We start from the raw sequence: 24,939 nt of genomic DNA on the forward strand, positions 1-24,939 counted from the left end.
TCGTCGCCGTCATGCGAAAGATGATCATCATCCTCAACGCAAGAATGCGGGAACACCACGCTAACGCGATTGACACCTAACACCGTTGCTTTTTTCTATGGAGGCGCCTCAGCCATGCGGTAAATTCAATGCTGCAATGCGGAATGTTTCAGCCGTGCTGGAGATGGATTGTCACCCAGCCGTTCCGCCAGATCGTCCGGACATGACGGAGCCGCACGCCGTTATAGGCGGCCAGCACCTTCCACCGCTGCCCTGCCAGAATGCCGGACAAAATGACGGAGCCTCCAAGGGCCAGATGCGCGGCCAGTTGCGGCGCCATCTTCATGAGCGGACGCGCCAGAATGTTGGCGATAATCAGGTCGAATGGTCCCTCTTGAAGGAAAGCGGGTGAATGGAATCCGGACGCCGTCTCTAATCGGATGCCGGTGGCGATCCCGTTGCGGCGCACGTTCTCCTTGGCGACGCGGACCGCGACCGGATCAATGTCCGTGGCAAGAACAGGAATGTTCTTCAACTTGCGCACCGCAATCGCCAGCACGCCGCTTCCCGATCCGAGATCGAGCGCGTTGCGGACCTTACGAGCCCGCATGACATCCTCGATAACTTCAAGGCAGCCGGCCGTGGTGCCGTGATGGCCGGTCCCGAAGGCCTGGCCGGCATCGATCTCGATCGCGATATCATTGGGCTTGACCTTGTCGCGGTCATGCGAGCCATGAACGAGAAAGCGCCCTGCCCTGACCGGTTTCAGGCCTTCCAGTGATTTGGCAATCCAATCGATATCAGGAATGACTTCGCGCGTGATTACCGCATCGGGAAAGGCCTGGCCAATACCTGCAGCCATACGGTCACGCACCGCTTCCTCTTCATCCGCCATCATGTAGACAGAGGCTTCCCAGATATCCTTCTTTTCCTCGACCTCGGTGGTCGCTATGGCAAGATCTTCCTCGCCGAAGACTTCCGAGAGGATATCGAGGATCTGTGCTGCGCCCTTCTCGGTGGACGTGACGTAAAGGCGGATTTCGCTCAAGGAGATATCTCTCAGCTAATGATCAATGGCCGAGAGGATTGCCACAGAAGCATGGGGGGCTTCAACAGCGAAGGCGTCACCCTTTGATCAGATTCTCAAGCTTCTTGACGGCAACGTCAGGATTTTCGCCGTAAGCGATGGTGCCAGCAAAGCGTCCGCCGTTATCCAGCAGGAAAACGGAAGCGGTATGATCCATGGTGTAGTCGCCCTTCGGATCCTTTTCGTCGACCGGGACCTTCTTCGCATAGACCTTGAAGCCCTTGATCATCTCGTTGACTTTTTCGGGAGGCCCCGAAATGCCTTTCACCCGATCGGTGACGTTCGAGATATACTGGCCGAGCAATTCTGGCGTATCGCGCTCCGGATCGACGCTGACGAAGAAACCGTTGAGCTTTGTTCCGTCAGGATCGACCTGCCGTAGCCAGCCGTTCAGTTCGAAAAGTGTAGTGGGGCAGACCTCCGGGCAATGCGTGAACCCGAAGAAGAGCGCCGTCGGCTTTTCCTGAAAGGCTTTTTCGGTGACCGGCTGCCCGTCCTGGGCGACAAGCTGGAACGGAACCCCGAAGGGGCCTTCCGCAAGCTCCTGTCTCGACTTGCTCATTTCCACCGTCAGCCAGACAAGGACGCCCGCGAGTGCCACGACAGCGACCCAGAGGATGGTGCGAAAGGTCTTCATTGGAATTCTCTCAGTTCGCGCCTGCTAGTCAGGCTGCAGTTCCTGAAGAGATAGATGGGAAGTCGGTCTCGCGCAATTCAACACGCCGTCGTCGCGCTAATTTGTCCCACGGGCGCAATGCTTCGCTCAAAAGCACCAGGAGAGGCCACCCTCGTCGAGCACCAGCATGATGGAAGAGCCAAACCGCAACCAGCCATAGAAAGCCATTCCTCCCAGGCCGAGGAAAAATAGGCTCGCGATGGCGATTATCGGCACGCGATGAGCGTTGGTGGCATCCGGGTTCATGGCCTCATTCTAGGGCTATACATGATTTTTCGAAAGCCCTTTGCCGATTAAGATTAGCAGAGACTTAATATCTTTTTGAGAGCTTGAGGCTGCGAAACGGCTCGGAGAGTCGGCCCGAAGCGAGAAGCCGCGCCGGCAGCCTCTCGCTGCCCTGTGACACTCCGACCACCAAGACATGACGTCGCGCAATCGGTTCGCCTGCCCCATCGTAGTGAAAATCCGCCGATCTTATCCGGCGCAAAAGGAATTCAAGCTGCATGACGAATGGTCGTTCTAGCAAGACGCTTTCCGTGAACCAACGTCTCTGGACACTGGCCGGAGCTGCCTTCGCCGGTATCGGCGCCATGCTTGTCGTCGGATGGTACGAAGGCCATCAGGTTGAACTGGCCCTCGAACGGGCAACGCACATTCACAACCAGGTAGATTCCGTCAACCAGATGCGGATCGCCAATTCGCAGCTCATACTCGTTGCGATGGATACCATCGTGGATCGCGAAGAAAAGCGCGTGGCTCCCGAGCGCTTGGAAGCGATTGCATCCTCCATCCGGCAGATGAACCTCGGCGTGAGCGATATGAACGCGCTTGCTGCCGAGATCGGCACACCAGCACTCGTATCCACCTTCGAAGCTGATCTCGCCGCGGTCTCCAAAGCGATCCAGAGCGATCTCAAGACGATGGTCGAAACCGGGGCGCCCAACGAAGATTACGCGAAGATCGACGATACGATCGACGGCGCCGGCGAGCGGCTCGACATAGCCCTGCGAACCCTTGCGGAAAAGGGCAGCACGATCGTCAAGGAACGGGTCGCGGAAGCCAATTCCGTGTCCGGCCGGGCGCTTTACGTTCAGATCGGCTGCGGACTTGTCGCCCTCTTCATCATGGCAATTCTCCAGATCGTCCACGGAGGTGCGATCCGTCGAGGCATCTCCGGTGTGCGGGCCAGCATGCAGCGGATTGTCAACGGTGACTATGCGACACCGGTCGAGGGTGCAGAACGCGGCGACGAGATTGGTGAGATGGCGCGCGCAACGGATATTTTCCGTTTGTCCGCGATCGAGAAACGCCAACTTGAAGCAGACAGCGAAAAGCAACGGCAGCTCAGCGATCAGGAACGCCTTGCCCGCGAAACAGATCAGCGAGCCGCAGCCGAAGCAATCCGCGATGCCGTGCAATCGCTCGGCAAGGCACTTAACCTGCTCGCCGATGGCAATCTCTCCGTCACCATCGATCACCCCTTCCGCGGCGACCTGGAGCGCCTGCGCGAGGATTTCAACCGGGTCGTCGAACGCCTGCGCCGCACAATGAGCGAAGTCGCCTCCAACGCCGGCTCCATCGGTGCCAGCGCGAATCAGATGCGCTCGGCCAGCGACGACCTCGCCAAGCGGACGGAGCAGCAGGCCGCGTCGCTCGAAGAAACCTCGGCGGCGCTCGAACAAATCACCGCAACCGTCCGCAGCGCTACCCACCGCGCCGAAGAGGCAAGCGAAATGGTGAGCCACACCAAGGCTTATACGGAACGCTCGGCAACGGTCGTCCGCGACGCAACGGCTGCCATGGGACGGATTGAGGACGCAACCGCCGAGATCGGCAAGATCATCAACGTCGTCGACGAAATTGCCTTTCAGACGAACCTCCTGGCGCTGAATGCGGGTGTGGAAGCAGCCCGCGCGGGCGAAGCGGGCAAGGGTTTTGCCGTGGTGGCTCAGGAAGTGCGCGAGCTGGCCGGACGCGCGGCCGGTGCCGCTAAAGACATCAAAGCGCTCGTCACCCGTTCGAACCAGGAGGTGAAGACCGGGGTGGATCTCGTCAAAGCGACCGGCGAGGCCCTGACCCGTATCGGCGAGGATGTTTTGAAAATCGATGGTCACGTTCACGCGATTTTCACTTCTGCGCGCGAACAATCAACCGGACTGACAGAGATCAACAGCGCAATCGGCCAGATGGATCAGGCAACCCAGCAAAACGCAGCGATGGTGGAGCAGAGCACTGCCGCAACCCACTCATTGGCGAGCGACGCGGAAAACCTGAACAGGCTGATGAGTCAGTTTCAAATTCGTGGCGCCGGCGGTCCGCGCGCCGTCGATACGGCGGGCACCTCGACGCCGCCCGGCAAACCATCCCCCGCATTGAACTTGATGAACAAGCTCGCGGGAGCCTTCGACAACAACCCGACCTCCGCCAAGCCGAAGGCCGTGGGTTCCTCAAATCAATGGGAAGAGTTCTGACATGACGAATGCCATCAAGCAGTCCGGCGCCTACCTTGAAATCGTCTCCTTCCATCTTGGAGACCAGGAATTCTGCATCGACATCATGGCGATCCGCGAAATCCGCGGCTGGGCGCCGGTCACTCCCATGCCGCATACGCCCCCCTACGTTCTGGGTCTGATCAATCTGCGCGGTGCCGTGATCCCGGTTATCGACATGGCCTGCCGTCTCGGCATGAAGATGACGGAACCTTCCGAACGCTCGGCGATCATCGTCACGGACATTGCCGGCAAATTGGTGGGCCTGCTGGTTGAACAGGTTTCCGACATGATGACGATTCGCGGAGAGGACCTGCAGCCCGCCCCCGAGATCATCCCGGAAGCCCAGCGCGCCTTCTGCCGCGGCATCGTGGCACTCGAAAAGACCATGGTCTGCTTCCTCAACCTCGACACGGTCATTGCCGACGAGCTGTCCCGCGAAGCGGCCTGATTTTGCACCGCAAACATATTGATGATGTTCCGCCACACGCAAGCGTGGCGGAACATTAATTCATTGTAATTATTACATATTTTTAAGAATAATATTCGGAACTACTTCTTCGCACTGCGAGTTCTCCGACCGCAAACGCCCAACCGAACCGCTTCAAAACTCTTCGGCTGGTTACGAAGATAGGAGAATGATCATGAAAAAGGCCTTTGCGCTCGCAATTCTGATGTCTACCGCCACCATCGGCAGTACTTATGCCCGTGACATGGGCAGCGCTGTAAGACCCGCAACCGATTTTTCCATCGTCTATACCGATCCGGAAATCGACAACAGCGCCAATCGTCTCGATATCCCTGATAGTATCGTCCATCCCACCCCGGCAATGATCCGTCAGGCTCAGGCCAAACTTGATCGGGATTCAGCTCTCCGCGCCGGCCTTCTGCAGAAGAATGTCGAGCTGAACAACGTCGTAGGGATCGATACCGCTGCGGACGGAAGCCGGATCGTCTACATCCGCTGATCCGCCATCCATACCATCTGAAACCGGGTCCGCTCGCGGGCCCGGTTTTTTTCGTGCGCTCGGTCAGATTGACTCATGTCGCGCCCCATGACTGTATCTGGCAGGGTGTTGCGGCAGGAGCTGCTGCCATCCGCGCTTTGGGAGGAGCGGTGTGAGCGATGTAGCAGACGTCATCGTCGTCGGCGCGGGTTTGGCTGGCCTGGTGGCTGCCACGGAACTATCCGATGCCGGTCGCTCCGTTATTATCGTCGAGCAAGAGCCGGAGCAGAACCTCGGCGGCCAGGCTTTCTGGTCGCTCGGCGGCCTCTTCCTCGTTGATTCACCCGAGCAGAGACGCATGGGCATCAAAGATTCCTTCAGCCTTGCCTGGCAGGACTGGCTTGGAACGGCCGGGTTTGACCGAGACGACGATTTCTGGCCTTGCGCCTGGGCAGAAGCTTACGTGGGCTTCGCAGCGGGCGAGAAGCGTTCCTGGCTGCGACAGATGGGACATCGCCTCTTCCCTGTCGTCGGCTGGGCCGAACGCGGCGGCGGACCGGCGACAGGGCACGGCAATTCGGTGCCCCGTTTCCACATCACATGGGGAACAGGTCCCGGCGTGGTAGAACCCTTTGAGCGCCGAGCGCGCGAAGCCGAGCAAGCCGGGAAAATCCGCTTCCTGTGGCGTCATCGCGTAGATCAACTCATCACCGCGGGTCATGCGGTGGTCGGCGTTGCTGGTACCATTCTGGAAGCCAGCTCCGCCGCCCGCGGCGCAGAAACATCAAAAACGCCAGTCGGCGACTTCGAAATTCGAGCGCCCGTGGTGATCGTTGCTTCCGGCGGCATCGGCGGCAATCAGGACCTCGTGCGGCAGATGTGGCCGGAAAGGTTGGGCAAGCCGCCCGCCTTCATGGTCTCGGGCGTGCCGAAACACGTCGACGGACGGATGATCGGCATCACCGAATCTGCCGGCGGCCGTGTGATCAACCGCGACCGCATGTGGCACTACACGGAAGGCCTTCGGAATTGGAATCCGGTCTGGCAGGATCACGGTATCCGCATTCTCCCCGGTCCGTCTTCGATGTGGTTCGATGCCACCGGTCGTCGTCTGCCGGCACCGTTTTTCCCTGGCTACGACACGCTCGGCACGCTGCAGCATATCTTGAGTACGGGCTACGATTACAGCTGGTTCGTCCTGAACCAGAGCATCATCCGCAAGGAGTTTGCGCTTTCCGGCTCAGAGCAGAATCCCGATCTGACCGGCCGCGACTGGAGGCTGACGGCGCGCCGTGCGGTCGGCAGGCGGGCGACCGGACCGGTGGAAGCCTTCAAGGAACGCGGAGAAGACTTTGTCGTCGCTGAGACGCTTGTCGAACTGGTCGACGGCATGAACCGGCTGACCGGTAACGATCTCCTGAAACCGGAGGATCTGGAGCGCGAAATCCTGGCGCGGGACAGGCAGATCGACAATCCCTTCTGCAAGGATGCGCAGATCATGGGCATACACAACGCCCGGCGCTCTCTCGGCGACAGGCTGGTACGCACCGCCAAACCGCACAGGATTCTTGATCCGGCTCACGGGCCGTTGATCGCCGTAAGGCTCAATATCCTGACCCGCAAGACTTTGGGAGGACTTGAAACCGATCTCTCGGCCCGTGTTCTTGGACATGACGGCCAGCCGATTTCCGGCCTCTATGCGGCGGGAGAAGCGGCTGGGTTCGGCGGCGGAGGTCTGCACGGTTACCGCTCGCTCGAGGGTACCTTTCTCGGAGGCTGTCTGTTCTCCGGCCGAACGGCAGGACAAGCCGCGGCGGCCGCAGTCGCGTAAGATCTCACGGCTTCGGCTTGCCGTTCTTCCAGACAACCTGCTGGCCATAGAGCGGCACGGTCGAGATCGCCATTTTGGCCGATCCCTCGACGACCTGCCGCGAATGCGCCAGATAGACCAGCGTATCGTTCGTCTCGTCGTAGATGCGTTTGACGAGGAGGTCTTTCCATATCAGCGAGCGGCCTTCGCGGAACACTTCCTCACCCCCTCTGGACAGGTCGATTTCGCCGATCTCGATCGGGCCTGTCTGGCGGCAGGCGATGGAACTGTTCGAGGGGTCCTCGAACCAGTTGCCCTTTTTGAGGCGGTCGATAATGCTCCGGTCGAAATAGGTGACGTGGCAGGTCACGCCCTTGATTTCCGGATCGGCAATCGCCTCGACGATAATGTCGTTGCCGATCCAGTCGACCCCTACCTTGCCGATAACTTCGGCAGACGTGGGTGCCGCAAGGGCGCAGAACGAAAGCGCGGCGGCAGATACGAGGCAGGCCAGTCGGTTCATGGGTGCGGGCTCCGGTAAACGATCCGTGATCTGAGATAAGAAGCGCCGGAGCAGAAACAAGCAGGCCCCTCGCAGTAGGGGTCTATTTCAGCCTGCAGGTGCAGGGATCATAACCGCCGGAAAAGAGCCTCCCGACCTTCATTCCGATCATCGCGGGTATGTCGCGCACGTGCGAGACCTGAAGCGAACGGGCGATGGCGATCGCCGCCTGACCGCAAATTGCGGCATCCTCTGCCGCATTATGATGGGCAAACCGTAATCCCAGATGTCCGGCAAGGACATTGAGTTTGTGCGAACCGAGATGCGGCCAGACCTTCTTTGCCATCTTCACGCTGCAGAGATAGGAAAGTTCGGGATAGCCAAGCCGATAGACGTCCAAACAGGCGCGCCACACGCTGAAATCGAAGGCGGCGTTGTGAGCGATCATTGTCGCCCCGCGGAAATCATCGGCAAACTCTTCCATCACCTCAGGAAATTCCCCGGCGTCTTCGACATGTTCCGGCCGGATTCCATGGATCGCCACGTTGAATGAAGAAAAACGCATATCCTTCGGGCGAATGAGCCTCTCTTCGACGCGCACGACCTTGTTATCCTCAATCCATGCAAGCCCGACGGAACAGGCGCTGGCGCGCTGTTCGTTGGCTGTTTCGAAGTCGATGGCGATGGTCTTCAAGGGCTGGTTCCGAACGAATATGCACTGACTTCTATCGTTGCCCGATTGATTCGGCAAAGACGGTTGTCATCGATCGTCTCTTGACGCGCCACACAACCTCTGGCTTCATACGCTCCATGATCAGCTTCGCCGCCCACATGCATCTTACCCTGACCATTCACCCCGCAGGATGCGTGGCGGTATTGGCGCGTTAACCGGTCATCCGTCCACCAACCCTGCCGAAGCGGCAGGGTTCGGTCATTCCGCTCTGCTTCGGCGCCCAACGAAGGAGAGCAAAATGAAACGCATTCAAGACGCCCGCGAAAAGCCGCCACGACCGGAAAGGTTTGGCGATGTGCTGATCCGCGCCGCCTGCCCTGCCGATGCGGAAAAGATTACCGCGCTCGCCAATATGTACGGCTACCGCTACGGCACGCTACGCCTGCCCTTCCAGACGGTCGAGGAGACCCGCAAAGGGCTCGAATCCCCTAATCCAGGAGCAAAAAGACTGGTGGCGGAACGCAACAGTCAGATCGTCGGCGACGTATTTCTGGGACCGATGCTCGGTCGACGACGCCACGCAGCGTCGATCGGCATCGGGGTGCACGATGATTTTGTGGGAAACGGCGTCGGAAACGCATTGATGATGGCCATTCTTGACATCGCCGACAATTGGCTGGATCTGCGCCGTGTCGAACTGACAGTCTTCGTCGACAACGAAAAAGCGATCCGTCTCTACGAGAAGAATGGCTTCGTGAAGGAAGGTCATTTGAGAGAATTCGCCTTCCGCGACGGCCAATATATCGATGCTTACTCGATGGCTCGTTTAAAAGATTGACGATCACTCGCTGATGAAAGCCAGCCACTCGTCCTCGTCCATCACCTGGACGCCGAGTTCCCTTGCCTTGTCGAGCTTGGAACCGGCGCCCGGACCGGCCACGACGAAGTCGGTCTTTTTCGAAACAGACCCTGCCACCTTGGCACCGAGACCTTCCGCACGAGCCTTGGCCTCGTCCCGGGTGAACTTTTCGAGCGCTCCGGTAAAGACCACAGTCTTTCCAGCGACAGGGCTGCCGCTTGCGGCAATCTGCTCCGCCGCCTGCGGCGTCACCTCTTCAAGGAGGCGTGCTATCACCTCGACATTGCGCGGCTCCCTGAAGAACTCAACAATGGCGCGAGCAACCACCTCGCCTATGCCCTCGATATTGTTGAGGTCATCCCAGGCGTCGCCTGAAAAGCTTTGCGCCTCCCTCATCGCGGCTTCGAAGGCCTCATAGGTGCCGTAGGCGCGCGCCAGCAGCTTCGCCGTAGTCTCGCCGACATGGCGGATGCCGAGCGCATAGATGAAGCGGTGAAGGGCGATATTGCGGCGTTCGTCGATCGCATCGAAGAGCTTCTTCACGCTTACCTTGCCGAAACCCTCGATATTCTCGAGCTTGGTAAGCGGCGAGGCTTCCTGCCTTTTCTTCAGCGTGAAAATGTCCGGCGCGGTGCGGATCTGCAGTGCAGGGTCCTGGTTCTCGAAGAAAAAGTCGATCTGCTTTGCGCCCAGGCCTTCGATGTCGAAGGAATTCCGCGAGACGAAATGTTTCAGGTGCTCGACCGCCTGCGCCCGGCAGACGAAACCGCCGGTGCAGCGGGTGACCGAATCGAGCTTGCCGGTCTTTTCGTTGCGCTCGCGCACCGCATGACTGCCGCAGACCGGACATTTCTTCGGAAACTCGTAGGGCACAGCGTGGGAAGGGCGCTTTTCCATAACGACGTCGAGCACCTGCGGAATGACATCGCCCGCCCGCTGCACGATAACCGTGTCGCCGATGCGGATATCGTGCTCGTCCTCGCGGATGCGCTCACCGGAATTCCCGATGCCCTTGATATAGTCCTCGTTGTGCAGCGTTGCGTTGGTGACTACGACGCCGCCGACGGTGACCGGCGTCAGGCGCGCAACCGGCGTCAGCGCCCCGGTGCGGCCGACCTGAATGTCGATTCTTTCAACCTTGGTAAAAGCCTGCTCGGCCGGGAATTTATGCGCCGTCGCCCAGCGCGGGCTGCGCGAACGGAATCCGAGGCGGGCCTGCAGGTCGAGCCGGTCGACCTTGTAGACCACACCGTCGATCTCATAGTCGAGGTCCGGGCGCTTCAGGCCGATATCGGTGTAATGCGCAATGATGTCTTCCACGGAATTCAGGCGCTTCATGAGCGGGTTGACCGGAAAACCCCAATCCCTGAATTTTTCCACCATGCCCATTTGGGTATCGGCCGGCATTTCCGACATTTCACCCCAGGCATAGGCGAAGAATTTCAGATTGCGGCTCGCCGTCACCTTTGCGTCGAGCTGGCGGAGCGACCCCGCGGCCGTGTTGCGCGGATTGACATAAGTCTGCTTGCCTTCCGCCGCCATCTTCTCGTTGAGCGCCAGGAACTCGCTTTTCGTCATATAGACCTCACCGCGCACTTCGACGACATCTGGCACGCCGGATGGCAGGCTGTTCGGGATTTCCTTGATGGTCTTGATGTTTTCGGTGACGTTTTCACCCGTCGTGCCGTCGCCACGGGTGGCGGCATTCACCAGTCGGCCCTGCTCGTAGCGAATCGACATGGAAAGCCCATCGATCTTCGGCTCGGCGGTAAAAGCGATCGATCCATCCGGAAGTTGACCCAGGAAGCGATAGACGGAACCGATGAAATCCCGCACGTCCTCGTCCGAAAACGTGTTGTCGAGCGACAGCATCGGCCTTGAATGGGTGATCGGCGCAAAAGTCGGCAGAGGAGCCGCCCCAACCCGGATCGACGGACTGTCGGCGCGGACGAGCTGCGGAAACTGCTTCTCGATCGCATCGTTGCGCCGTTTCAGTCCATCGTATTCTGCGTCCGAAATCTCCGGCGTGTCGTGACCGTGATAAAGCTCATCGTGGCGTGCGATCTCGGCGGCGAGGAAGGCCAGCTCGGCTGCGGCCTGTTCTTCGGTCAGGTTCTCGACGGGCGTCTGTTCGGCGGACATGGCAACGGCTCCTCGGGGTATCGCGGAGTCGTTTTTGTAGAGCAATTTTTGCCGATGGGAAGAGACGAGATCAGCCGCTTCCGGCAAGCAGGCGCTTCGCCGCTGCGCGCGCCTCGTCGGTGACGGAAGCGCCGGCAAGCATGCGGGCGATTTCTTCCATCCGGTGTTCCGGCTCCATCGTCGCAACGCGGGTGGCGATTTTTTCAGAACCTTCGCCCGCCGGTCCTTTGGAGATCAGAAGATGCGTCGCGGCACGGGCAGCCACCTGCGGGGCGTGGGTGACCGAGAGCACCTGCACTTTTTCCGAAAGCCGCTTCAGCCGCTGACCGATTGCATCCGCTACCGCGCCGCCGACGCCCGTATCGATTTCGTCGAAGACCAACGTCGGAGCCGAGCCGCGATCCGCCAGCGCCACCTTCAGCGCCAGCAGGAACCGCGACAGCTCGCCTCCCGAAGCAACCCTCATGATCGGACCAGGGCGCGTGCCGGGGTTGGTCTGGACGTGGAACTCTACCCTGTCGATGCCCTCGGCGGTCGCGGCTTCGGGATCGCTCGTCACGTCGACCATGAAGCGCGCTCGCTCGAGCTTCAGCGCCGGCAATTCAGCCATGACCGCTTCCGCCAGGGCCTCGGCGCCGTGGCGGCGTTTCTCCGACAGAACGGAAGCCGCTTGATCGTATTCGATCTTTGCCGCGACCGCGAGCTTCTCGAGTTCAAGGAGTCTTTCCTCTCCCGCATCGAGATCGGCAAGATCGGCCACCATTTTTTCGGCAAGCGCAGGCAGGTCGGCCACCGCGACCGAATACTTGCGGCCGGCGGCGCGAAGCGCAAAAAGCCGCTGTTCGACGCGCTCCAGCTCCCGCGGATCGAACTCCGTCTTGCGCAGCGCGGCCTCTACTTCCATCTGCGCATTCGAAAGGTGGTTCAGGGCCTGGTCGAGGAGTTCGACGGTTTCTTCAAGAAGGCCCGGCGCCTCATGGCTCTTGCGCTCCAGGCGGCGGACCAGCGAAGCGATCAGCGGCACCGGCGATGCATTGCCATTCAGAAATTCGGAGGCCTCAGAAATGTCGCCGGCAATACGCTCGGCCTTCTGCATGCGAGAGCGCTGCTCGGCAAGCTCGTCCTCTTCGCCGTCGCGCGGCGCCAGTACCTCAAGCTCCTCGACCGATGCGCGGATATAGTCGGCTTCACGCGCGGCAGCCTCCACTTTGGCTCGGTGGGTCCTGAATGCGCGCTCCGCGTCCCGCCAGGAGCGATAGAGACCGGAAATAGCCTGCACTTCTTCCGTCAGGCCGACAAAGGCGTCCAGCAGCGTGCGATGGACATCCGTATCGATCAGCGCACGATCGTCGTGCTGGCCGTGAATCTCGACGAGCAGTTGACCCGCCTGCCGCATGAGTTGCACGCTCACCGGCTGGTCGTTGATGGAGGCGCGCGTGCGGCCGTCGGCGGATTGGACGCGCCGGAAAATCAGGTCGCCATCGTCATCGATGCCGTTTTCACGCAGGAGCCGGCGAGCGTCGTGGTTGCCGGGCACGTCGAAGACCGCAGTGACCTGCCCCCTCTCCTCACCATGCCGAACCAGCCCTCCATCGCCGCGACCGCCGAGCGCAAGCGAGAGACTATCAAGGAGGATAGACTTGCCCGCACCCGTCTCACCGGTCAACACCGACAGGCCGGTCTCGAAGGCAAGATCCAGCCGCTCGATCAGAACGATATCCCGGATCGATAACTGGCTCAGCATGTTTCCTCGATACCGCGCCCAGTCTCAGGCGCCGATGAGCTTGGCTCCGGCGCGTGAAATCCACGAGCCACGGTTTTCGCGAGGCTCTACACCGCCGCCCTGCAGCAGCTTGTAGGAATCCGCATACCACTGGCTGTCCGGATAGTTTCGCCCAAGCACAGCTGCCGCAGTCTGGGCTTCCTCCACGATGCCCATCGCATAATAGGCTTCGGTGAGTCGCGCCAGTGCCTCTTCCACCTGGTTGGTATTCGAAAACTGCTCCACGACATTCCGGAAACGTCGTACCGCAGCAAGATATTCTTTGCGCTCCAGGTAATAGCGCCCGACCTGCATTTCTTTGCCGGCGAGCTGGTCTCGCGCAAACCGGATCTTGGCCTGCGCATCCTCGACATATTCAGAATCCGGATAGTCCTTCACGACCTTGTTCATAGCTTCGATCGTACGGTTGGCGGCACGCTGATCCTGCGTCACGTCGGCGATCTGCTTCGAATGAGCAAGGCCGATGAGGTACTGCACATACGCCGAATCCTGCGACTGCGGATACTGGTTCATATAGCGGTTGCCGGTCGCGATTGCTTCGTCGTTGCGGCCAAGCCGATATTTCGTGAAGGTGCTCATGACCAGCGCCTTGCGCCCCCATTCCGTAAACGGGTTCTGCTTGTCGATCGCGTCGAACTTTCGCGAAGCCTCCGACAGATTGCCGGCCTTCATGTTGGCAAGCCCCTGATTGTAGAGGGCCTCCGGCGGATCCGTTTCCATGCCGAGCTTGGTAATGTCGATATCTCGGTCCGATTGGCAGGCGGTTATGCCAAACCCGGCGCCGATAAGCACCAGCGAGACAAGCGCTAATCTTGCCGTCTTACGCATTCCAACAGACCTTACATGATTCATTCGACAGTTCCTGATCGTCCCGCGCACAAACGCCCTGCCCCGAGCAGGCCGTTCTAGCCATAAAAGCAAAGGGAGAGCAACGCAATGCTGTGGCATTAATGCATTTTTGTGGCATTGATGCCAGCATCGGGATCCTCCCAAAAGAAAAGGCCGCTCCCGAAGAAGCGGCCAAGTCGACTGGATCGGAGTTCTATCAGGCGGACCAGGGTGCCATTTCCGGCATGCTGACCGGTACGAACTCACCTGCCCGCACGCGCGCCGAACGCGAAGACGGAGCCTCGACCACCTCATAGGCGGTCGGATCGCTCATCAACGCCTTCAGCGCATTGGCATTCATTTTGTGACCGCCTCGATAAGAACGGTAACAGCCAATAAACTGGGCACCGGCCAACGCCAGATCACCAACAGCGTCGAGCGTCTTGTGACGGACGAACTCGTCCTCGTAACGCAGGCCCTCGACATTGACGATCGTATCGTCGTCGGAGATCACGACGGAATTTTCCAGCGACGAACCAAGCGCATAACCAGCCGCCCAGAGCCGTTCCACGTCACGCATGAAGCCGAAGGTGCGTGCGCGTGAAAGCTCCTGCTTGAAGGTAGCGGCCGTCAGGTCGCCCTTCCAGGTCTGGCGGCCGATGAGCGGCGAGGAAAAGTCAATTTCGACTTCAAACCGGGTGCCGTCATAAGGGCGAAACTCGGCCCAGGAAGCACCGGAATCGATCCGCACCGGCTTTATGACGCGGATGTAACGCCGCTTGACGCCCTGATTGACGAGGCCGACCTGCTCGATCGCTTCGATGAACGGTAAGGAACTGCCATCCATGATCGGCATCTCGCCGCCGTCGACTTCGACGACGATGTTGTCGACACCGAGCGCGTAGAGCGCTGCCATCACATGTTCAATCGTGGCAACCCATTTCGCGGGCGAGCTGCCGAGAACCGTGCAGAGGTCCGTTGGACCTACATGGGAGGAAACGGCGCGATATTCGACGGAGCTGCCATCATTGAGAATACGGCTGAAGACCACGCCCGTGCCCGCTTCCGCAGGCTGGAACGTAATACCGACTGGAGCTCCAGAATGAACACCGATACCCTTGAGGCTCACCGGAGCGGCAATGGTGTTCTGGAAACCGAGCAATCCGATGGTCATTCCTGCTGCCTTCTTTTCGTCGGATCCACAATCAGAAGATCCGAAATTCTTAGCGCCTTTTGTAGCCGACCGTCTGAATCGGCGGGTCTTTTCGGCGTCTCTTCAGCATCCTTCATACGCAGCCATCCGGAACATTCCAAATCACTGTTCGTTTCGAATTGTAACGTTGCTAACTCTAAGTCCTGATTGAGAAAACAAGGAAAGCCCGGATCTGTGATCCGGGCCTTCTTCACGTTTGGTGACTGCCGTTACCCTAGTTCGACTGGCGCCGCAGGAAGGCCGGAATTTCCAGCTGATCTTCCTCATGGTGAGCCTGCGGAACAGCCCGGCCGTGATCGTCGAGATTGCCACGGCGCGGAGCGTAGAGGCTTGCCTCGGGCGAAAGCGGACGGCGCTGCTGGGAAGCTTGAGCCGGCGCCGGCGCGGTCATGTCGGCATTGACCGGCTCTTCTTCCTCACGGCGTCCCAGCGAATTGGTGATCCGCTTCAGGAGACCCATGGGACCCCGCTCTTCCTGCACGTGCTGTACCGGCTGAGAGCGGCGATCCATCTCCGCCTTCACCACCGGCGGAAAATCTTCCACCTTAGGCATGCGTACAGGCTCCATGATCGGCGACATCGACGGAGCAACCGGCTCGTGATGCTGCGGCTGCGCCATGCGCGGTGCGGGCTGGCTCATCTGAGGAGCCTGCGGCTGAACGTGGGCCTGCATCGGCGCAGGCTGCGGCGCCGGTGCAGGACGGTTGATGACCGGAGCCGGAGCTTCGACCGGAGCAGCACCAAAAATGCGGCTTTGCGGGCGGAATTCTTCCTGCGGCTGCTGCATCGCCGGCTGGGGGGCCGGGGCTACGCGCTGAGGTTCGGCGATTGCGAGCTCACGTTCCATTTCGGCTTCCGCCATGCGGATGGTCTCGGCAATCGGATCGAAAGCCGGCTTGGGGGTCGGAGCGGGAGCCGCCTGCATGACCGAAGCGGGAGCCGGCTGTGCAACCGAAGCTGCCGGCACCGCAGCCGACGGCCGGACGATCGGCTTTGTGGCGGCGCGCATTTCCGCAGCGCGGATATCGACGGACGCCGCACCGCGATCGATGCCGGTCGCAACGACCGATACGCGGATGAGGCCTTCCAGCGCTTCGTCGAACGTCGCGCCAAGAATGATATTGGCGTCCGGATCGACTTCCTCGCGAATACGGGTCGCGGCTTCGTCCACTTCGAAGAGCGTCAGGTCGCGGCCGCCGGTGATCGAGATCAAGAGACCCTGTGCGCCCTTCATCGAGGTTTCGTCGAGGAGCGGGTTGGCGATCGCTGCCTCCGCAGCCTGCATGGCGCGGCCGGGACCCGAGGCTTCGCCGGTGCCCATCATCGCGCGGCCCATCTCGCGCATCACCGAACGGACGTCAGCGAAATCGAGGTTGATGAGGCCTTCCTTGACCATGAGGTCGGTGATGCAGGCAACACCCGAGTAGAGAACCTGGTCGGCCATTGCGAATGCGTCCGCGAAGGTCGTCTTGTCGTTGGCGATGCGGAAAAGGTTCTGGTTCGGGATGACGATCAGCGTGTCGACCGACTTCTGAAGTTCCTGAATTCCCGATTCGGCAAGGCGCATGCGGCGCTGGCCTTCGAAATGGAACGGCTTGGTGACGACGCCGACCGTCAGGATACCCTTGGAACGGGCGGCCTGCGCGACGACCGGCGCTGCACCCGTGCCCGTGCCGCCGCCCATACCGGCGGTCACGAAGCACATATGAGTGCCGTTCAGATGATCGACGATCTCGTCGAGGCATTCTTCAGCGGCGGCGCGACCGACTTCCGGCTGCGAGCCTGCACCGAGACCTTCGGTAACCCGGGCACCCATCTGGATGATCCGTTCGGCCTTTGTCATGGTCAGCGCCTGGGCGTCGGTGTTGGCGACGACGAAATCGACGCCCTCCAGCCCGGCCGTGATCATGTTGTTGACAGCGTTACCGCCGCCGCCACCGACGCCGAACACGGTAATCCGAGGCTTCAGCTCGGTGATGTCAGGCTTTTGCAGCTTGATGGTCATTGCACCAGTTCCTTCTCTCTCAGGCCGCATCGCCGCCGGCCAATTCATTCCAACTCTTCTCTGACGCAGCCGGCAGATACCGCTGTATCAAAAACTTTCCTTCAGCCATTGGCCGACGCGGGCCAGCCGGCCGTTTCCGCTGCCAAGCGAAGCGATCAGCCCGCTTTGCGAAGCATGTGTTTCCATGTCCGCGACCTGCGGATAGATCATCAATCCGACCGCAGTCGAAAAAGCCGGCCCCTTGGCTGCCGCCGGCAGACCCGAGACGCCCATGGGGCGGCCGATACGGACGTTGCGCGCCAGGATACGGCGAGCCGTTTCGGAAAGACCCGTCAGCTGGCTGGCTCCGCCGGTGAGCACGACACGTTTGCCGACGATCGGGCTGAATCCTGACTTCTGTATGCGATCCCGGATGAGCTCCAACGTCTCTTCGATCCGGGCCCGAACGATGCGGGTGACGAGGGAACGCGGCACCTGGGTCGGCTGATCACGATCGTCCTCGCCAATCGGCGGAACGGAGATCACGTCGCGTTCGTCACCGCTGTTTGCGAGCGCCGAACCGTGAACGACCTTCATGCGTTCCGCGTCTTCGATCCGGGTCGAAAGGCCGCGTGCGAGGTCGGTCGTGACGTGATGTCCGCCGAGGCTGATTGCGTCCGTGTGAACGAGCTTGCCTTCGGCGAAGACGGAGATCGTGGTGGTGCCGCCGCCCATGTCGATTGCCGCACAGCCGAGTTCCACCTCGTCATCGACGAGGGCGGCAAGGCCGCTGGCGTAAGGAGTGGCGACAATGCCCTCCACCGAAAGATGCGCCCGGTTGATACACAGTTCGAGATTCTTGAGGGTGGCGCGCTCGGCAGCGACCACGTGCATGTCGACCCCCAGTTCGTCGCCGAACATCGCCAGGGGATCGCGAATGCCCCGTTCGCCGTCCAGCGAGAAGCCGGTCGGCAAGGAGTGGAGAATGGCGCGGTCCTGACGCAGCGACTGCTGGCTGGCCGCAACCAGAACCTTCTTGAGGTCCGCAGCCTCGACTTCCTGGCCGCCCAGATCGATTGTGGCGGTATAGACGTCGCTCGCCAGCCGGCCGGCGGAGACGTTGACGATGAGGCTATCCACGGTGAGGCCGGCCATGCGCTCGGCAGCATCGACTGCAAGCCGGACGACGCTTTCTGCGGCATCCAGATCAGCGATAACGCCGGACTTCACGCCGCGCGAACGCTGATGGCCGATGCCGATGATCTCGATATTGTGGGTGCGGCCCGGCAATACCTGGCTTTCCTGACGCGGCGTCAGCCGGGCGATCATGCAGACCACCTTGGTGGAACCGATATCAAGGACCGAAACAACATGCGAACGCTTGGAAGACAGAGGCTTCATGCGCGGCAACCCAAAGTGCGAGGAACCAAAAACGCTCACAACTGCTCTCCCTGCTTCTTCAGGGTCTTTGCCCGCGCCTCCAGGGCCTCCCTGCGGCGCTCCGTGGCGCCGGAAGTCAACTGGATGGTTGTGCGGTCTTCCAGACGCAGATCGACTGCGGCGACATCGCGCTCCAGCACACCCTGCTCCTTTTCAAGACGAGCGAGCACAGCCAGCGCCTTGCCGACATTGGCTTCCGGTAATTTCAGCACGACACCGTTGTCGAGATGCAGATCCCAACGGCGGCTGGCGACACGAACATAGGCCTTGACCCGGCTTCTGAGCTCCGGCCAGGCAGACATTTCACCTTCGAACGAAGTAGCAGCGGTTTCCGCGTCACGTCCGACAAAGAGCGGAAGCGAAGCGAACTTGTTGTCGCGCAAAGGGGCGATGATGCTACCGTTCCTCTCAATCAGCGAAAGCTCGGAACCATGCTGCCAGATACCGAAAGCCTCGCGCTCTTTCAGCATAACCTCGATCGTCTTCGGGTAGACCTTACGGACCTCCGCATACCGCACCCAAGGAAGCTCTGAAAGCTTGCGGCGCGCCGCATCGACATCGAGAGCGACGAGCGAGGTCGTACCATCAAGGCCAAGAAGCTGGAGGATATCGATTTCCGAGGTTTGGTCGTTGCCGGAGACACGCACGTCCTCGATGGCAAAGCCTGCGGCAGCTGTGGTTGCCTGAGCAACAGTCTGGGTATGGCCGCCCAGCGACATGCCATAGAGACCGACCACGGCGAAGAAGCCGAAAGTCGCAACCGTTCCGGTGTGCTCGGGAATATGGATGCGCCCAGTCGCAAGGCTGACACAAAAACGTACGGCCCGACGCAACGGCCGCGGCAGCACACGCCGCTCCTCCGCACTGGAGTAAAGCCTCTGGGAACGGCCCTGCGGTCCATCCGCTCTTTTGCCGATCAACGCAAGCACGAAGCGTCCTCCACCATCCAACGGACGAGTTCACCAAACGATCGGCCGGCATGTGCGGCCATTTCAGGCACCAGCGATGTCGGAGTCATGCCTGGCTGGGTGTTGATCTCAAGCCAGATAACCTCACCATCCTCGGAGAAACGGTCGTCGTAGCGGAAGTCCGAACGACTGACGCCCCGGCAGCCCATCGCCTGATGCGCCTTAAGCGCTATTGTTTGAATCTTTTGGTAAACATTCGGTGAAATTTGCGCAGGAATGACGTGCTTTGAACCACCTTGAGCGTATTTTGCATCATAGTCATAGAAAGCATTGCCGGTCGGAATGACCTCGGTCACACCGAGAGCCACATCGCCCATAACGCCGCACGTCAGCTCCCGTCCGTAAATGTAACGCTCAACGAGAACCCGATCCCCGTAACGCCACTCGGCGGATCCGATCACCTGCGGCGGATGCGACTGATTTTCCTGAACGATCACGACACCGAAGGACGATCCCTCCCGGACCGGCTTCACGACATAGGGAGGCGTAATCGGATGCACACCCCCTATCTCGAACCGATCCATAACCCTGGCCTCCGCAACCGGAATCCCGGCCGCCTTGGCGACATGCTTTGCCTGATGCTTATCCATCGAAAGCGCAGAAGCGAGAACGCCGGAATGGGTGTAGGGAATCTCCAGATATTCCAGGACACCCTGAATCGTACCATCTTCGCCAAACGGCCCATGCAAGGCATTAAAGGCCACGTCCGGCTTGATTTCGGAAAGGACGGCGGCGATATCTCGGCCAACATCGACGCGAGTGACGCGATAACCTTCGGATTGAAGCGCCTCGGCGCAGGCATTGCCCGAGGACAGGCTGACAGGCCGCTCCGAGGAAAAACCTCCCATCAGAACAGCCACATGCTTGTCACTCATCAATCACTCCCGAAAAAAGGACTTCACGCTACGTTGCGGCGCTTGCGCCAGCCTTGTTCTTCAGCGATTCCCGCCACACCCAAGGCATGCCTATATTAGTGCCTCAATATGGTTAACAAACCGTTTACTTTCGTTAATGCCCCAGTTGAAATCCATTATTGTTCCTTTTGTTTCAGCATCTTAACAAGCCTCTCTAATCAAGAAGATAAAAATAAGCCGACGGCAGTTAGATGCAAAAAAGCCCGCCGGAGGCCGTCCCGCGGGCTGTTTAGTGGCCGGGAAGAATCGCGGTTATTCAGCTTCTCCGACAGCCCTCCAGGCAATCGCGCCCAGTACCGCACCCAGGATCGGCGCTACCCAGAAGAGCCAGAGCTGGCTGAGCGCCCAGTCTCCCACAAACAGCGCCGCGCCGGTGGAACGGGCCGGGTTGACCGAAGTGTTGGTGACAGGAATCGAGACTAGATGAATCAAGGTCAAAGCCAGGCCGATCGCCAGAGGGGCAAAACCAACCGGGAACCGATGGCTGGTAGCTCCCAGGATGATGAACAGGAAGAAGGCCGTCATCACCACTTCCATCACCAGCGCCGAAAGGAGGGAATAGCTGCCGGGCGAATGCTCGCCATAACCGTTGGAGGCGAACCCGCCGAGCTGAAAATCAGCCTTGCCCGAAGCAACCAGATAAAGCACGGCGGCCGCTGCAACCGCGCCGGCCACCTGCGCGATGGCATATGGAAGCAGGCTGGAGGCGGGGAACCGGCCTGCAACCATCAGGCCAATGGATACCGCCGGGTTGAAATGACCACCGGAGACGCTGCCTACCGCATATGCCATGGTTACGACCGTCAGGCCGAACGCCAGAGAAACGCCGAGAAGGCCGATGCCGACTTCGGGAAAGGCAGCTGCCAGAACTGCACTGCCGCATCCGCCGAACACCAGCCAGAACGTGCCGAGAAACTCGGCGAAAAGCTTCTTAAACATCTTGTATCCCCCAAGAGCGCCGCCGGCCCCTGCCAGCGTGATGACTCGCTCAATGCCAGGGGATTATCTGACCACTGCTCATGAATGCGCAATGAATGAGAAAATGCTCAAACGCGCCGCCATTCCCAGGGGGATGCTGTTGGAAGTGTACCACGGGATTGGTGGGCCTGACGACCTCAGCCGAAGGCCCAGATCATTCGGTCGTTACGCCCTGGAACGGTTTTACCTCACGTCCCGGCATAAAGATGCCGAGCCGTTTGATTTCCCATTCGAGCTTGATCCCGGAATGTTCGAAGACCCTCGCCCGAACGGTCTCACCGAGATACTCGAGATCATAACCGGTAGCATGGCCGATATTGATCATGAAGTTGCAGTGGAGTGAAGACATCTGCGCACCGCCGCTCATCAGGCCCCGCCCACCTGCCTCGTCGATCAATTTCCAAGCGGAGTGACCTTCGGGATTCTTGAAGGTAGAACCGCCCGTCTTTTCCTTGATCGGCTGTACCGTCTCGCGATGCTGGCGAACCGCATCCATTTCGGCGCGGATCTTGGCCCGATCCTCCGCATAACCTTCGAAGATCGCATGGGTGAAGATCAGGTCCGCCGCAGCCGATGAGTGGCGATAGGAATATCCCATGTCCGCCTTCGACAAGACATGCTTGTTGCCCTTCCGGTCGACTGCGTGGACCTCGATCACCCGGTCCGCCGTCTCGGTACCGTTTGCACCGGCATTCATGCGGAGCGCGCCGCCGATCGATCCGGGAATGCCGTAGTAGAAGGCAAAGCCTCCGATGCCGTTGTCCATCGCCATGGCAGCAATATGCTTGTCCGGGCAGATCGCACCGGCCCGGATGCGATTTTCGCCGATAAGGTCAACGCTGCCAAACCCCTTCGCCGAGAGCCGCAATACGACGCCGGGTATACCGCCATCGCGGACCAGGAGGTTCGAGCCGACTCCGACCACTGTCAGCGGCACGTCCTCCGGCAGGAGCTTCAGGAAGCTGACAAGATCGTCGACGTCATGGGGCTGGAACATGAGTTCGGCCAAGCCGCCGGCCTGGAACCAGGTAACACGATCCATTGGCGCATCGGGCGTAAGCCGCCCGCGCAGTTGATTGACGCCATCCCCCAGCGACGCCAGCAGCTTTTCCCCATTCACCTGTTTCATTCCTGTCGTCCCGATATGCTTTCCAGTTCCTTCGGCAAGGCAGCCGCCCATTGCGTGATGTTGCCAGCCCCCAGAAGAACCACGAAATCACCCGGTTTCGCAATGGCAGATACAATCGAAGCGAGTTCTATCGGCGATTCCATATGGCGAGCATCGCGATGGCCGCCCGAGCGGATCCGGGTGACGAGCGCCTCCGAATTCGCTCCATCGATCGGCTCTTCCCCTGCCGCATAGACCGGCGCAAGAATGATGCTGTCGGCATCGTTGAAGCAGGTGGCAAAGTCCTCGAACAGGCTGGACAGACGCGTATAGCGGTGGGGCTGATGCACAGCGATGATGCGCCCCTGGCACGCTTCCCGAGCCGCCTTCAGAACCGCCTTGATCTCGACCGGGTGATGCCCGTAGTCATCAAAGACGGACACGCCGTTCCAGGTGCCCGTCAGCGTAAAGCGGCGCTTGACGCCGCTGAAGGCAGCAAGCCCCTTCCGGATATTTTCCTCTGAGATTCCGAGCCGATTGGCAACGGCGATCGCAGCCGTGGCATTGGAAATGTTATGGCGCCCCGGCATGGGCAGCGCCAATTCCTTGAAGTTGAATACCCGACCGGTGCGGCGGCGACGGATTTCGACGTCGAAGATCGATTTGGTACCTTCCATGCGCACATTGAAGAACCGAGCGTCGGCCTGCGGGTTTTCCCCATAGGTGACGATCTTGCGGTCTTCGATCCGGCCGACCAGCGCCTGCACTTCGGGGTGATCAAGGCAGAGCACGCCAAACCCGTAAAAGGGGACGTTCTCGACGAACTGCCGGAAGGCGGCGCGCACCGCATCGAAGTTGCCGTAGTGATCGAGGTGTTCGGGATCGATATTGGTGACCACTGCCACATCGGCCGGAAGCTTCAGGAAGGTACCGTCCGATTCGTCGGCCTCCACGACCATCCACTCGCCCTCGCCCATGCGGGCGTTTGTGCCGTAAGCATTGATGATGCCGCCGTTGATGACGGTCGGATCAAGCCCGCCGGCTTCCAGCAGCGTCGCGACCATCGAGGTCGTGGTTGTCTTGCCGTGCGTACCCCCGATCGCGATCGCATTGCGAAAGCGCATCAGTTCGGCGAGCATTTCGGCACGACGGACGATCGGCAGCGATTTTTCACGCGCAGCCATCAACTCCGGATTGTTCTTTTTGATCGCAGTCGAGACCACGACCACTTCGGCGTCGCCAAGATTTTCTTCCCTGTGGCCGACGAAAACCGGAATGCCCTTGTCGCGTAGCCGCTGGACATTGGCACCATCTGCCTGATCGGAACCCTGCACCTTGTGTCCGAGGTTATGCAGCACTTCAGCGATGCCGCTCATCCCGATGCCGCCGATGCCGATGAAATGGACGAGCCCGATGGCCTTCGGCATCTTCATGTACGCACTCCCTTAAATTCTGCGATGGACCTGCGCTCGGCAATAGCCACAACCATGTCCGCAAGCAAGATCGCCGCATCGGGTCGTCCAGCCGACTTGGCGGCCGCTGCCATCTTTTCGAGGCGTTCAGGCTCTTTCATCGCAGCGGAGACGAGACCGGCCAGCTTCTCCGGCGAAAGTTCAGATTGCGGCACGACCTGCGCCCCGCCGGTCGCAACCAATGCCGCCGCATTCGCTGCCTGGTCATGATCCAGAGCATGCGGATAAGGCACCAGAATGGCCGGCCGGCCGATCACGGCTATTTCCGACACCGTCGAAGCCCCCGAACGGCAGATGACAAGATGCGCCGTCGCCAGACGCTCGGCCATGTCCGAAAAGAAGGAGGAAATATCCGCCGGCGCCTTCAGCTTGGCAAAGCACGACGTCACACGATCCTTGTCTTCCGGGCGAGCCTGTTGGGTAACCGTGAGGCGGTCGCGCTCGGCCTGATCGAGCAGGCTGAGCGCCGTCGGCACGACCGAAGAGAAATACTGCGCGCCCTGGCTCCCGCCAAAGACGACGAGACGGAACGGATCGGCACCGCGGGATGCCACATAGGGAACGGTTGAAGCCGCAAGGACCGCCGGACGCACCGGATTGCCGGTCGTCACGGTCTTGCCTGCATAGGGACCTTCGGTCTCCGGCAGGAAGCCGCCGGCGATCGCCTGAACCTTTCCCGCCAATGCCTTGTTGGCGCGGCCCATTACGGCATTCTGCTCGTGGATCATCGAGGGCACGCCCATGGACGTTGCTGCCATCAGCGGCGGCACGGTCGGATATCCTCCAAAGCCCACGACGGCGAGCGGTTTCAGCCTGCCGATCAGGCGGCGGGCGGCGCGAAGGCCCGTCCAGAGTCTCCAGCCGGTACGGGCGAGCGCCACCGGATTTTTCGAGCCCAGCGTGGCGGAAGGGACGACATGAATCTCTTCTGCCGGAAAGGTGCCGGCGAAACGCTCGGCGCGGCTGTCCGTGACGAGGTGGACGGAATAGCCCCGTGCCTTGAGCTCATGTCCGAGCGCTTCGGCCGGAAAAACATGGCCGCCGGTTCCGCCGGCGGCAAGAAGGATGATGCCTTTGGTCATTCATC

At 60.2% G+C, this 24,939-nt stretch carries 22 protein-coding genes; 5 read left to right on the forward strand and 17 right to left on the reverse strand.

Annotated elements, in window-relative coordinates; translation table 11 throughout:
- Positions 1-148: 148 nt before the first annotated feature.
- The 3 genes from EDE05_RS23595 to EDE05_RS26975 form a co-directional block, all read right to left on the reverse strand.
- Positions 149-1,027, reverse strand: a complete 879-nt coding sequence (locus EDE05_RS23595) for a 50S ribosomal protein L11 methyltransferase (protein ID WP_132413212.1) — start codon at positions 1,025-1,027, stop codon at positions 149-151.
- 76 nt (positions 1,028-1,103) lie between these two features.
- Positions 1,104-1,703: an SCO family protein gene (locus tag EDE05_RS23600; RefSeq protein WP_105370045.1), complete on the reverse strand. Its 600-nt coding sequence runs from the start codon at positions 1,701-1,703 to the stop codon at positions 1,104-1,106.
- Positions 1,704-1,829: 126 nt separating this feature from the next.
- Positions 1,830-1,988 (reverse strand): hypothetical protein, encoded by a 159-nt coding sequence (locus EDE05_RS26975; protein ID WP_157948970.1) that lies wholly within the window; start codon positions 1,986-1,988, stop codon positions 1,830-1,832.
- 257 nt (positions 1,989-2,245) lie between these two features.
- Between EDE05_RS26975 and EDE05_RS23605 the strand changes: the two genes are divergently transcribed.
- From EDE05_RS23605 to EDE05_RS23620, 4 genes are all read left to right on the forward strand, one after another.
- Positions 2,246-4,213, forward strand: coding sequence for a methyl-accepting chemotaxis protein (locus EDE05_RS23605; protein WP_112798427.1), 1,968 nt, complete (start codon positions 2,246-2,248; stop codon positions 4,211-4,213).
- Between the two features lies 1 nt (position 4,214).
- On the forward strand, positions 4,215-4,682 hold the full coding sequence (locus tag EDE05_RS23610; RefSeq protein ID WP_105370048.1) for a chemotaxis protein CheW: 468 nt from the start codon (positions 4,215-4,217) through the stop codon (positions 4,680-4,682).
- A 193-nt stretch (positions 4,683-4,875) separates the two neighbouring features.
- Positions 4,876-5,199, forward strand: a complete 324-nt coding sequence (locus tag EDE05_RS23615) for a hypothetical protein (protein ID WP_112823772.1) — start codon at positions 4,876-4,878, stop codon at positions 5,197-5,199.
- Positions 5,200-5,350: 151 nt separating this feature from the next.
- Positions 5,351-7,009, forward strand: coding sequence for an FAD-binding dehydrogenase (locus EDE05_RS23620; RefSeq protein WP_112798431.1), 1,659 nt, complete (start codon positions 5,351-5,353; stop codon positions 7,007-7,009).
- 4 nt (positions 7,010-7,013) lie between these two features.
- On the opposite strand, the gene EDE05_RS23625 is transcribed toward EDE05_RS23620, so the two are convergent.
- Together EDE05_RS23625 and EDE05_RS23630 are read right to left on the reverse strand one after the other, a co-directional pair.
- Positions 7,014-7,511, reverse strand: a complete 498-nt coding sequence (locus EDE05_RS23625; protein ID WP_112798436.1) for a CreA family protein — start codon at positions 7,509-7,511, stop codon at positions 7,014-7,016.
- Between the two features lie 82 nt (positions 7,512-7,593).
- Positions 7,594-8,184, reverse strand: a complete 591-nt coding sequence (locus EDE05_RS23630; RefSeq protein WP_105370052.1) for a 3'-5' exonuclease — start codon at positions 8,182-8,184, stop codon at positions 7,594-7,596.
- Between the two features lie 169 nt (positions 8,185-8,353).
- On the opposite strand from EDE05_RS23630, the gene EDE05_RS23635 reads away from it, so the two are divergent.
- The gene (locus EDE05_RS23635) at positions 8,354-9,001 is read left to right on the forward strand and encodes a GNAT family N-acetyltransferase (protein WP_348631528.1); all 648 of its coding nucleotides are present in this window, start codon (positions 8,354-8,356) and stop codon (positions 8,999-9,001) included.
- A gap of 3 nt (positions 9,002-9,004) precedes the next feature.
- Here EDE05_RS23635 and ligA read toward each other — a convergent pair whose 3' ends face one another.
- From ligA to murG, 12 genes are all read right to left on the reverse strand, one after another.
- Positions 9,005-11,164, reverse strand: coding sequence for an NAD-dependent DNA ligase LigA (ligA, locus tag EDE05_RS23640; RefSeq protein ID WP_112798538.1), 2,160 nt, complete (start codon positions 11,162-11,164; stop codon positions 9,005-9,007).
- A 70-nt stretch (positions 11,165-11,234) separates the two neighbouring features.
- On the reverse strand, positions 11,235-12,908 hold the full coding sequence (gene recN, locus EDE05_RS23645; RefSeq protein WP_132413214.1) for a DNA repair protein RecN: 1,674 nt from the start codon (positions 12,906-12,908) through the stop codon (positions 11,235-11,237).
- Between the two features lie 24 nt (positions 12,909-12,932).
- On the reverse strand, positions 12,933-13,799 hold the full coding sequence (locus tag EDE05_RS23650) for an outer membrane protein assembly factor BamD (RefSeq protein WP_105370056.1): 867 nt from the start codon (positions 13,797-13,799) through the stop codon (positions 12,933-12,935).
- Positions 13,800-13,992: 193 nt separating this feature from the next.
- Complete coding sequence (lpxC, locus tag EDE05_RS23655; protein ID WP_112798441.1) at positions 13,993-14,949, reverse strand: UDP-3-O-acyl-N-acetylglucosamine deacetylase; 957 nt, start codon at positions 14,947-14,949, stop codon at positions 13,993-13,995.
- A 253-nt stretch (positions 14,950-15,202) separates the two neighbouring features.
- On the reverse strand, positions 15,203-16,993 hold the full coding sequence (gene ftsZ, locus EDE05_RS23660; RefSeq protein ID WP_132413216.1) for a cell division protein FtsZ: 1,791 nt from the start codon (positions 16,991-16,993) through the stop codon (positions 15,203-15,205).
- An 87-nt stretch (positions 16,994-17,080) separates the two neighbouring features.
- Entirely contained in the window at positions 17,081-18,412 is a 1,332-nt protein-coding gene (ftsA, locus tag EDE05_RS23665) for a cell division protein FtsA (RefSeq protein ID WP_105370058.1), read from the reverse strand.
- Complete coding sequence (locus EDE05_RS23670) at positions 18,409-19,332, reverse strand: cell division protein FtsQ/DivIB (RefSeq protein ID WP_205839296.1); 924 nt, start codon at positions 19,330-19,332, stop codon at positions 18,409-18,411. Before EDE05_RS23670 ends, ftsA begins: the two co-directional genes overlap by 4 nt.
- Positions 19,329-20,255 carry a D-alanine--D-alanine ligase gene (locus EDE05_RS23675; RefSeq protein ID WP_105370060.1) on the reverse strand — a complete coding sequence of 309 codons (927 nt, stop codon included), beginning with the start codon at positions 20,253-20,255 and terminating at the stop codon, positions 19,329-19,331. The genes EDE05_RS23670 and EDE05_RS23675 overlap by 4 nt, the downstream gene beginning before the upstream one ends.
- Positions 20,256-20,546: 291 nt before the next feature.
- Positions 20,547-21,233: an aquaporin Z gene (gene aqpZ, locus EDE05_RS23680; protein WP_112798445.1), complete on the reverse strand. Its 687-nt coding sequence runs from the start codon at positions 21,231-21,233 to the stop codon at positions 20,547-20,549.
- A 193-nt stretch (positions 21,234-21,426) separates the two neighbouring features.
- Positions 21,427-22,401 carry a UDP-N-acetylmuramate dehydrogenase gene (gene murB / locus EDE05_RS23685; protein ID WP_112798447.1) on the reverse strand — a complete coding sequence of 325 codons (975 nt, stop codon included), beginning with the start codon at positions 22,399-22,401 and terminating at the stop codon, positions 21,427-21,429.
- Complete coding sequence (gene murC / locus EDE05_RS23690) at positions 22,398-23,813, reverse strand: UDP-N-acetylmuramate--L-alanine ligase (protein ID WP_112798449.1); 1,416 nt, start codon at positions 23,811-23,813, stop codon at positions 22,398-22,400. Before murC ends, murB begins: the two co-directional genes overlap by 4 nt.
- Entirely contained in the window at positions 23,810-24,934 is a 1,125-nt protein-coding gene (murG, locus tag EDE05_RS23695; protein ID WP_112798451.1) for an undecaprenyldiphospho-muramoylpentapeptide beta-N-acetylglucosaminyltransferase, read from the reverse strand. Before murG ends, murC begins: the two co-directional genes overlap by 4 nt.
- Positions 24,935-24,939 lie beyond the last annotated feature (5 nt).

This window comes from Neorhizobium sp. R1-B, from assembly GCF_004368875.1.
In the GTDB taxonomy this organism is placed as follows: domain Bacteria; phylum Pseudomonadota; class Alphaproteobacteria; order Rhizobiales; family Rhizobiaceae; genus Neorhizobium; species Neorhizobium huautlense.